Origin of the sequence: Corallococcus llansteffanensis (assembly GCF_003612055.1) — a bacterium.
Classification (GTDB): Bacteria; Myxococcota; Myxococcia; order Myxococcales; family Myxococcaceae; genus Corallococcus; species Corallococcus llansteffanensis.
Map to the genome: position 1 here is coordinate 1 of NZ_RAWB01000454.1, position 8082 is coordinate 8082.

At 73.6% G+C, this 8082-nt stretch carries 7 protein-coding genes; all 7 read right to left on the reverse strand.

Annotation, left to right across the window (positions count from 1 at the left end):
* On the reverse strand, nt 1-1013 hold a 1013-nt coding region (locus D7V93_RS31645), incomplete at its 3' end, for a methyl-accepting chemotaxis protein (protein WP_120646931.1).
* Nucleotides 1010-1699 (reverse strand): RedB protein, encoded by a 690-nt coding sequence (locus D7V93_RS31650; RefSeq protein ID WP_147451438.1) that lies wholly within the window; start codon nt 1697-1699, stop codon nt 1010-1012. The genes D7V93_RS31645 and D7V93_RS31650, both read right to left, overlap by 4 nt.
* A 167-nt stretch (nt 1700-1866) precedes the next feature.
* On the reverse strand, nt 1867-2976 hold the full coding sequence (locus tag D7V93_RS31655) for a class I SAM-dependent methyltransferase (RefSeq protein WP_120646933.1): 1110 nt from the start codon (nt 2974-2976) through the stop codon (nt 1867-1869).
* A complete protein-coding gene (locus tag D7V93_RS31660; protein WP_147451439.1) occupies nt 2969-4882 on the reverse strand; it encodes a glycosyltransferase family protein in 1914 nt (637 codons plus the stop codon). The genes D7V93_RS31655 and D7V93_RS31660 overlap by 8 nt, the downstream gene beginning before the upstream one ends.
* A complete protein-coding gene (locus tag D7V93_RS31665) occupies nt 4879-5610 on the reverse strand; it encodes a PIG-L deacetylase family protein (RefSeq protein ID WP_120646935.1) in 732 nt (243 codons plus the stop codon). The genes D7V93_RS31660 and D7V93_RS31665 overlap by 4 nt, the downstream gene beginning before the upstream one ends.
* Nucleotides 5603-6631 carry an isopenicillin N synthase family oxygenase gene (locus D7V93_RS31670; RefSeq protein ID WP_147451440.1) on the reverse strand — a complete coding sequence of 343 codons (1029 nt, stop codon included), beginning with the start codon at nt 6629-6631 and terminating at the stop codon, nt 5603-5605. The genes D7V93_RS31665 and D7V93_RS31670 overlap by 8 nt, the downstream gene beginning before the upstream one ends.
* 299 nt (nt 6632-6930) lie before the next feature.
* Nucleotides 6931-7548 (reverse strand): hypothetical protein, encoded by a 618-nt coding sequence (locus tag D7V93_RS47750; RefSeq protein WP_372338363.1) that lies wholly within the window; start codon nt 7546-7548, stop codon nt 6931-6933.
* Nucleotides 7549-8082: the final 534 nt, after the last annotated feature.

The window sequence follows — 8082 nt, forward strand, 5'->3', positions numbered from 1 at the left end:
GCCAGGTCCTGCACCGTCCGGGTGATGCCGGCGATCTTCTCCGTGTACGCCGCGAGCCCCTGGATGCGCTCGGAGAGGTCCTCCACCTGCGCGCGGATGTCCGCCAGGCCCTCCACGCTCCGGGCAATGGCGTCCTCCACCGCGGCGCCCACGTCCCCCGCCTCCTCCGTCGAACGGAGCACCCGCGCGGCCTGTTCCGAGGCGGCGAGCGACGTCTGGCGGATCTGCTCCGCCGTCACCTGCGTCTCTTGCAGCGCCCGGGCCTGACGGGCCAGGTCCTCGTGCTGGTCCTTCGTGGACCCGGTCAGCGTCAGCACGGAGTCACGCAGCGCGGCCACGGAGCCCACCAGCGGCTGGACGACCCGCGCCTCCACCGCCTCCCGCGACAGCTCCAGCTGCGCCTCCCGCTCCGCCGCCGCCCGCAGGTCGCGCCGCGCCTGCACGCAGGAGACGATGAGGAAGAGGTCTTCGAACACCACCCAGGCCACGTGCTCCAACCACCGCCAGGTCTCATGCGCCTGCGTGCCGAAGATGGACTCCGGCCAGAAGGCGCCCCGCAGCAGGTGGTCCGCCGCCACCACGCCGCTGAAGGTGAGCAGCACCCGCCAGTCCCGGTACATGGCCAGCAGCGCCAACGAGCCGAAGATGTGGAAGTGCGTCTCGACGCGGCCTCCCATCAGGTGGATGAGCAGCCCGGACATCAGCGCCTGTCCCACCGCGATGACGTGCCGGGTGGACGCCCGCCCGGGGTGCGTCAGCATGAGCACCACTGGCAGGCCGCCGAAGAGCAGCCCCAGCCCCACCGCGGCCCAGACGTGGAAGTGCACCGCGCTCTGCAAGCCCGCCCACGCCCGGGGCGACAGGAACACCGCCGCCGCGATGCCCCCCAGCCACTGCAGCACCATCAGGACGAGGAAGGTCCGGTCCGTGCGCAGGCTCGAGGACAGGGACTGGGCCTGGAAGAGCTGGCGCGACCGCTCCGCCACCTCGGTGTCGGGGAGGTGGATTCTCATGGCGGGGGTTCACCGGACGCAGGCGTGGGTGTTTCCAGGGCACAGCCAAACACGGACGACGCGGAGGCCCCTGGCGCTTCCGCGTCCACGAGCGCTCGGATGGCGAGGCTGCCCGTGCTGTCACCTTCGTGGCCGCGCGCGGGGGTGATGCCGCCGCTGAAGCGCTCCACCCCGTCCGGCGCGAACAGGACCACCTGGCCGGATGTCCGCGCGCCCACTTCGCGCGCCGCCTGTCCGTCCACGTCCACCACCACCTCCACGCCAGGCAACGCCCGGGCGCGCGTCTCCAGCTCCGAGTGGACGAAGCCCGGAGGCGCCTGGCGCGGCGCCCAGAGGAACACGCGCGTGGCGAGCCGACCGCCCGCGTGCTCCGTGAGCTTCGCCAGCTCCGCGAGCGTCGCGCGTGAGCACGCGCACTGGGGATGGAGGAAGACGAGCAGCGACCACGCCCCGGGACCGCGCACGGGCGCGAGCGCTGGCGGCAGGCGGGACGGCGGCGTGGCTCCTGCTCCGGCCGCGCTCGCGTGGGACCACACCCACCCGGTGCCCAGCGCCGAGGCCACGACCCAGAGACCGATGATCCACGGCAGTGCCCGGCGCTGGAGCGCAGCGTGTTTCAGCCCCTCATCACGTGATACCCGGGCCGGGGCATCCAGGGGGCCTTGGGCGACTGCCGGGGCGGCCATTCCCGCGCATGCTGGAGAGTTCCCGCGACCTTGGCAATACGCATCCAGGCAAGCGAGTACAGCCCATACACCTTCTTGGAGGGCTCCAAATCAAGACAGATTCTTGAGCCATGAGAAATGTTCTGAGCCCTTCCGGGAGAGCCTGGGCGCCTGCCCACGAATCCAGCTTATGTCCGTTCCCAGAGGCGGATCTCGGTCCCCGCGCGGCGCACCAGCAGCGGGCTGCGGGCGCCGTCGACGGGCTCGATGCGGCCCGGAAGTATCGCGGAGTGGAGGGCCCTCCAGCCACGCTCAGCGAGCGCCGCGTGTACCTGCCCGCCGAAGCCCCCTCCGTAGGACGTGAGCAGGTGGGAGGCGCGCAGCCGGTCCAACAGGTCGCGGCTGGCGTCGTCGGACAGGTAGTAGAGCACCTCGGCCAGCAGCACGAGGTCCGCCTCCAGGGCCACGTCCTCCGCGGAGGCCTCCACGATGCGCACGCGCGCGTTTCCGCCCAACCGCTCGCGCAGGCGCGCGACGAAGCGCGGCTCGGACTCCACGGCCTGGATGGTGGCCTGGGGAAAGAGTGACAGGAGGTGCTCGGTCATCATCCCCTCGCACGCGCCCACGTCCACCACGCGCCGGGGGGAAGGGGTGGCGTGGCGCAGCGGCTCCAGCACCTTCGCGGTGAGGGCGAAGCGCTCCCCTTCGTAGGTGGACCCGGCGAAGCCCCAGGGGTCCGCGAGCTCGGAGAAGATCTCCGGCTTGGTGAGGGACAGGGCGCGCACCACGTCGCCGGAGCGCACCTCGGTGAAGGCCTCGAGCCCCGGCCCGTCCCGCAGCGGATCCGTGCACGCGCCGCCCTGGGCTCCGTCGGGGCGCTCCCGGTAGAGCGCGTTGAGCAGGCCGAGCTTCCGCTGGAAGGCCGCGTCGTCCAGCACCGTGCAGACCGACGGCCGCGCGCCCGTGGCGGGCACCCACAGCCGTTCGAAGACGCGGCTGACGAGGAGCGCCACCTCGCGGTGCAGCGGCGCGTCCTCCTGCGGGCTGTGCGTGAAGACGCGCAGGTCGCCCCTGGCGCGCCGCTCCCGGCACCACGGCCCCACCTCCGAGGGAGACAGGAGCAGGTGCGTGCCTCGCGCGCCCAGGGCCCTGCCCACCGCCTCCAGCTCCCGGCCCGCGCCCCCGTCCTCCGTCACCACCGCGAGCTCCGCGCCTTCGGCCACGCTGCTGAAGAGGCGGACCACGTCCTCCGGGTGGGCCACCACGATGAGCGTCGCGGCCTTCGCATTCTCAGCCATGTCGGGCACTCCAGTCGGGATTCGCGGCCGCTTCGGGGGCCGGGAATCGGATGAGGGGAAGCAACTGCTCGCGGATGAGCGGCTCCCAGGCCATCCGCTCCGCCAGGGCCCGGCCCGTCTCCAGCAGGAGGCGCCCCTCGTGCGCGTCGCGCGGGAGGCGGCGGAGCACCTCCTCCGCCACGCGCTCCGCGGTGCGCAGTTCCTGCTCGCGCAGCACCTCCGGGGCCAGCGCCTTCCAGCCCGCCACCGTGTGCGCGAGGCCTGCCTCCCGGGCGTCCGCCACGGGGTCCGCCACCACGAGGTTCGGATGCGCGCACTCCGACAGGCCCGCCGCCGCGCACAGCGCCTGCAGCGTGCGCCGGGCTCCGCTCACGCCGGAGATGACGCAGATGGCACCGCAGCCCAGGGCCTCCAGCTGCGCCAGCCCATGGGACTCATACAGCGACTGGCCCAGGGACACGTCCGTGGCGCGGTGCAGGTCGTCCCGCGTGAAGTCCAGCCCCGCGGGCCACGTGGGCTGGTTCACCAGCGCGATGTGCAGGCCGGTGTCGCGCGCGTTGAAGGCCTCCACCCGCGCCTTCACCTTGCGAAGATTGTCGGACGGCTCCGCCTCGCTCCACTCGGACACCATCACGAGCAGCGCGGGCCGCCGCTCCGGGGGCAGGCGCTCCGCCAATCGCTCGCACACGTCCACGTCGCGCCAGAGCCCCTTGCAGACCTCGTCCCGGGAGATGTGCGTGAGCAGCAGGCGGAAGTCCCGCCCCCACCGCGCCCGCGCGTGGCGCAGCACCCGCGCGCGCGCGGCCTCCTTCGCGTCCCAGTCCGTCGCGATGGCGCGATGCCCGTGGGGCACCACCGTCAGCGGCTGGCGCGCGTACCGCGGGTCGAGGAAGCGAAGCTCGTCCGCGACGGATGCGCTCACCGCGCCCACGCGATCACACCGGTGGCCGTTGCGGAGGATCTGGAAGCCCGGCCAGGGGGCGACGGGATACACCTCCTCCAGCGTCCGGCCCTGCTCCAGGCCCAGGCGCTGCACGTTGTAGAAGCGCGCATCGGACGCGCCCTGCCCCGCCTCGCCGTACTCCACGAGCACCCGGGGCGTGCGCACCTCGCCCGCGTAGTAGACGGTGCGGCACCAGTCGCGCCCATCGAGCAGCGCCTTGTACGCGAGCGGCAGCGACAGGTGCTCCTGCGCGAGGACGACGGCCCCCGCGCCGTCCGGGGAGCGCAGCCGCGCCACCGCGTCGAACACGGGCTCCGCCAACGTGATGGCCAGCATCGCGTCGTGGTCCAAGGGTGGCGCGTCCACGAGGCCGTGGCGCACCGCGCGCCGGAACAGATGGTTCACCCACGGCGCCGCGCCCAGCCGCGTTCCAAAGAGGCCGCGCCACACGCGGGAGAGGGCACGCCACGGCGCCGGGCGCCTGCCCCGACAGTCGAACGGGAGGTCCACGCCGAGCAGCGTGCGCAGCCGTTCGAGGAACAGCCGCAGCGTGCCCAGCCGGACCCGGTAGCCCCGGAGCACATCGGTGAGGTCCACCAGCAGCACCTCCACCGGCCCGCCCGGAGCGTCGCGCCGCCCGTAGACGAACGACACGTCGTGCCGCGCCTCCACGGGCTGGAAGACGCGCGCCCACCGGGCCGGGTTGTGGCGGCGCAGGCCGCTGTAGAGCACCTCGCCGTGCGCCTCCAGGTCGCGCGCGAGCGACTCCTCCGGCGCGTAGCTGCCCAGGCCGCACGGGCGCACCGTGGGACTCACGAGCAGCGTGCGCGGAAAGGCCTCGCGGTACCCGGGCGCGCCCAGCAGGTGCTCCAGCACCACGCCCATCCCGCCCAGCGTGCGCGTGGCTTCGTAGGACAGGTGCACCAGCAGGGCGCCGCTCGCGTCGGGCTCCCGCACGCTCACGAGGCCACCGTCCAGACGCGCTCGCACAGCTTGCGCCCCGCCCCCAGCCGACGTGCGTGCGCCTCCACCGCGGGCAGCGTCTTCGGTTCGAGCTGGCTTGCGTAGAAGGACAGCCCGCGCAGCTTCGCGCTCCACTGTGCCGTCACATCCAGACACCGGGGCGACAGCCCGAGCGCCCACGCGTAGTCCACGATCTCGTCGTCGGGATGGTGCGCGGAGTACGGCAGGTCCTCGTAGTAGACGATGCGGCCCCGGTCCCCGCGCAGCGCCCGCACCGCGTCGCGCACGAGCAGGTGGTCCACGTGGCTGGAGATGCCCAGCGGCACGTAGCAGACCGCGTCGTCGGAGGCGTGGGCCAGCACGTCGCCGAGCGCCTCCCGGACGCGCACGGCCAGGGCCGCCGTGGCCGCCTCGGGCTCCGAAGGGCCTCCCGGGGGGGCGCGCAGGCTGGTGTCGCGGAAGCCCAGGTGCACGAGGTTCGCGCCGTGCGCCCGGGCGAACCGCCGGTCCTCGCCCATCCGCAGGGAGGTCACCGCGAGCGCCCGCGCCGGATCCACCGGGAGCACGAACTCCCAGCAGCTCTGCGAGAAGACCGTGACGAGCGTGGGGACGATGTCCCTGGGCACGTTCAGCAGGCTCGCGTACGCGCCGAGCGCCACGTCGTCCGGATGGGGCGAGAAGAAGATGTGCTCGGGACTCCCCTCTTCCTTCCGCGCGCGCTCAGCCACGGGAGCCTCCCGCGCGCACGGATTCCGTCCGCCCGGACGCGAGCGGCGGCGCGGGCCACGCGTCGAGCGGCAGGTCGTGCAGGTCGCCCTCGGGCGTCACGAAGCCCAGCACGACGACGCGCTCGCCGTCGTTGACCACCGTGTGCCGGAACGCCCGCACCGGCGTGTCCAGCTCACGCGTCAGCCCTTCGGAGAACCGGCCGGAGGTGATGAGCCAGTGCCCCGCGTCGTTGGGCATCAGGCGGGGCACGTTCCCGTCCAGCCACACGAGGCCCGGCCGGGACTCCCCCAGGTTGAAGGTGAAGAAGCTCTTGTCCGCGTGCGGCTCCGACGCGTGCGCCACCACCTCCCGGCGCCTCCGGGCCACGCTGGGCGCGTGGTACTTCACGAACCGCACCGCCCCCTCCGTGCGGCGACGGAACAGGCGCGTGAGGCCCCCGGCGCGCAGGCCATACCCCTGCTCCAGCGCCTCCAGCAGCACGCTGCCCACGGCGTGGCAGGCCCGGTAGGCGTCCTCCGAGGCCTCCAGCAGCTCCCGCACCGGCTCCGGCACGAGGCGGCGACGGAACTCGCTCCACGTCGCGGGCTTGGCCATGAAGGCCTCGATGGCCTGCCGCACCACCGTCGACTCCGGGTACCACGTGGCGTTGTAGCCCGTCTTGAACACCGAGGACGCGGGCATCAGCTCGTGCAGGTAGGGGTGCGCCAGGAGCGCGTGCTGCCAGGTGGCCTCGTAGCGCTCGAACTGGCCGTCCAGGTCGTGTCGCGCGAGGAGCGACGCGGGCCGCTCCAGGTAGAAGAAGCCGCGCTCGGACAGGTGCGCGACCAGCGTTTGGGCGAAGGCCTCCCGCCGCCGGGGCGACCCCGACAGGTAGTCCTCCAACCGCAGCGGGCGGATGTCCGTGAAGCGGGGAGCCTGGCTCCGGATGAGGCCATCCCCTCCCGGGGCGAAGGGCCTTCCAGGGGGGTGAGACGACGAAGTCCGGGGCGCGGTGTCGGGCATGGGATGTCGGGTCGTCATGGGTGGGTTTCGGGCTGGAATGCGTCCCAGAGTAGGGCCCGCATCTGACATTCCCGGATCAGGAAGGACTCCGTCCGGAGCCCAATCCCTCTCAATCCCTGTCACCTCCCGGGTTGCTTGCGCGCCCGCGCGGAGGCCCCTCCCGGTCGGGTGGTTCGTCCACGGCGGTGTGCCCGGGTTTCACTCGGGGGACACGACCTGGGCCGGTGGATCCGAAGGGCTCCGCCAGGGATGGGGCACGTCCGGGCGCGGGCGCGCAATCCCTGTCATGGCCGCGTCGCCCTGGGGTTAGCGCAGGCTCAGGCGCTCTTGCGCCGCCGCATCATCGCTTCGTACGAGCGGCCCACGCTCTGGGACAGGATGAGCAGCTCGCCCACGTCCGGCGGGGTGAGCTGATCCGGCCCGTTGTCCACGTACAGCAGGTGCACCACCTTGCCGCGCACCAGCAGCGGCAGGATGACCGCCGTCGTGGGGAAGCCGCCGCCCAGCAGGCGGTAGAACATGCCCATGGCCGCGTCCCGTCGCACCGGGCCCACGTAATGGGAGCGCGTGTCGCGCACGAGGCGGAAGGTGCTCTGGTCGCGCAACGGCACGCCGATGCGGCGCACCGCTTCGTCGCGCACGCCCCGCCCCATGCCGTGCCAGCCCGTGACCAGGCTGCCCTGCACCGACAGCAGCAGGCACCGGCGCCACTTGCCCGATGCGAAGCGCAGCACCGTGCGCGCCACGTCCTCGCGGTCCGAGCTGCGCGCCAGCTCCGCCTGGGCCTCCGGGAACGTCAGCGGCGTCGGAGGCGGCTCCGGCGCGCGGGCTGGCGCCTGGGGGCGTCCGGCGTCCGCGGATGTCGGTGCCGCCGGCTGCGTGGCCTGGGGCGGGCCCGCCATGCCACCCACGGGAGGCGCTGCCTGCGCGGACACTCCCGGTGCACCTCCGGCCTGCGCCGCAACATGCGCGGACACTCCCGGCGCGCCGCCGGCCTGCGCCGCAACATGCGCGGGCACTCCCGGGGCGCCGCCGACCTGCGTCGCCTGCGCGGGCACTCCCGGCGCACCACCGACTTGAGGCCCAGCGTGCGCAGTCATTCCTGGCGCGCCACCGACTTGAGCCCCAGCGTGCGCGGGCATTCCCGGCGCACCGCTGACTTGAGCCCCAGCGTGCGCGTGCACTCCCGGCGCGCCGCCGGCCTGCGCCGCAACATGCGCGGGCACTCCCGGCGCGCCGCCGACTTGAGGCCCGACGTGCGCGGGCATTCCTGGCGCACCACCCGACGGCCCCGCGATGTGGGCGGGCACTGCTTGCGCGCCACCGGGCTGACCCGCCGTACTCGCGGACCAACCCGCCGTGGCCGCATGTGCTGGCACTCCCGGAGCCAAGGGGGCCACGTGCGCGGGGATGTCCACGCGCGGCTGCGCTCCCGGCGACACCGGCCGCTGGGGCGCGGGGGGCACGGG

Excerpts from the sequence above, each read along its gene's own strand:
- D7V93_RS31650 (WP_147451438.1), bottom strand. The coding sequence starts at position 1,699 with ATGGCCGCCCCGGCAGTCGCCCAAGGCCCCCTGGATGCCCCGGCCCGG.
- D7V93_RS31655 (WP_120646933.1), bottom strand. The coding sequence starts at position 2,976 with ATGGCTGAGAATGCGAAGGCCGCGACGCTCATCGTGGTGGCCCACCCG.
- D7V93_RS31670 (WP_147451440.1), bottom strand. The coding sequence starts at position 6,631 with ATGACGACCCGACATCCCATGCCCGACACCGCGCCCCGGACTTCGTCG.